The 1,545-nt window shown below is 65.8% G+C and carries 2 pseudogenes; one reads left to right on the top strand and one right to left on the bottom strand.

Annotated features, from left to right (window positions below):
* Window positions 1-1,042, bottom strand: a pseudogene (locus tag FV233_RS29360) (ISL3 family transposase); the annotation flags it as partial.
* Between the two features lie 142 nt (window positions 1,043-1,184).
* Between FV233_RS29360 and FV233_RS29355 the strand changes: the two are divergent.
* Window positions 1,185-1,545, top strand: a pseudogene (locus FV233_RS29355) (transposase); the annotation flags it as partial.

The raw sequence follows: 1,545 nt of genomic DNA, 5'->3' as shown, positions 1-1,545 counted from the left end.
CATGCAGGTGCCCGAGATAAGGATCGAGCATGCTCGGCTGCGGCTCGCGCATGCCGTTCCGGGGGAAGCTCGCGGCGAAGGCGTACTTGCGCACCGTGGCCCGGGCCAAGCCGGTCTCGCGATTGATGCGCCGAAGCGACTGTCCCTCCGCATGGCGGCGACGCACGTCATCGTAGGCCGCTTCCCATCGGCCGCGGGCCGCAGCTCGCGCGAGCATCTCGGACGGTGCGCGTGGGAAGGTCGTGACGCGCCGGATCGAGGGCGATGACGGCGCCACGGCCGGCAACAGCTTCAGACGCGGATGGACGCGGGCGAGCCAGCGCTCGACCATTTGCCGGGTATTGAGCAGGAGATGCCATCGGTCTGCGACCTGAACGGCATCGGGCGCACCCATGGTGGTCCCACGCGCATATTCGGTCGAGCGGTCCCGTGCCACGACCTGGATCTGCGGGTCTCGCCGGAGCCGAGCCGCCAGCGTCGCGGCCGAACGATCCGGCAGCAGGTCGATGGCATGGCGGCGTTCGAGGTCGACCAGGATGGTGCCGTAGGTTCGGCCTTTGCGCAGGGCCTAGTCGTCTACCCCGACGATGATCGGTTTGGATCGGGTCGGCAGCGGCCATTTGCGGATGCCCCTCAGCAGTTTCGTGGCACTGGTCGGCATCGCCAGGTGCGGCAGCAGCCGGGCGGCGGGCGTGGCACCGAGCGCCAGCGCGGTCCGAACCTGGGCATCGGCCAGCCGGCGGGTCCTCTGAGCGTAGCGGTCGAGGAGGCGAGGCAGACGCTCGGCGAAGGTCCGACGCGCGCAAGCAGGATCGTGGCAGTAGAAGCGCCGGATCGTCAGGTTCAGGCGCACCTCCTGACCGCTCGTCGGTAGGTCGGCGGGACGCCGGTGATAGCGACTATGCACTGACCGGCTGACCGTACGACAACCTGAGCAACGGGCATGATCGCGCTTCGCTTGAGCGGCAGTGCGAAGGGCAGTGCTCTCCGCACGCGTGACGTGGAGAACGCGACAACCGGGGATGTAACAGAGAAGGGTCATGCCCTGATCTGAGAATCCCCGCCCGGTTCAGCCAGGAGCTACCTCCCAGCACCCCCAGCCGACCCAATCCACCAAACTTGGCGAAGAGCCGGAAAGAGGTCCTCCCTGAGGTATGGCTTCGAGCCATGTGGAGGATGTTTTGATGCGTCGGAAGAAGCATACGGCTGAAGAGATTGTCTCCAAGCTGCGCCAGGTCGATGTCCTGGTCTCGCAGGGTCGCAAGGTCGCCGAAGCAATCCGCTCCATCGAGGTGACGGAAGTCACTTATTATCGCTGGCGTTCCGAGTACGGCGGTCTGAAGGGTGACCAGGTCAAGCGGCTGAAGTCTCTGGAGACAGAGAACCAGCGCCTCCGTCGAGCGATCTACGACCTGACCTTGGAGAAGCTGATTCTAAAGGAGGCCGCCTCGGGAAACTTCTGAGCCCGGCACGCCGCCGGGCATGTGTCGACTTCGTCGTTGCCGAGCACGGCGTGTCGGAACGCTTCGCTTGCCGTGTCCTGGG

This window comes from Methylobacterium sp. WL7 (assembly GCF_008040085.1).
In the GTDB taxonomy this organism is placed as follows: Bacteria; Pseudomonadota; Alphaproteobacteria; order Rhizobiales; family Beijerinckiaceae; genus Methylobacterium; species Methylobacterium mesophilicum.
The sequence above is the reverse complement of the archived record's forward strand: the minus strand, read 5'-3'. Positions and strand labels throughout refer to the sequence as shown.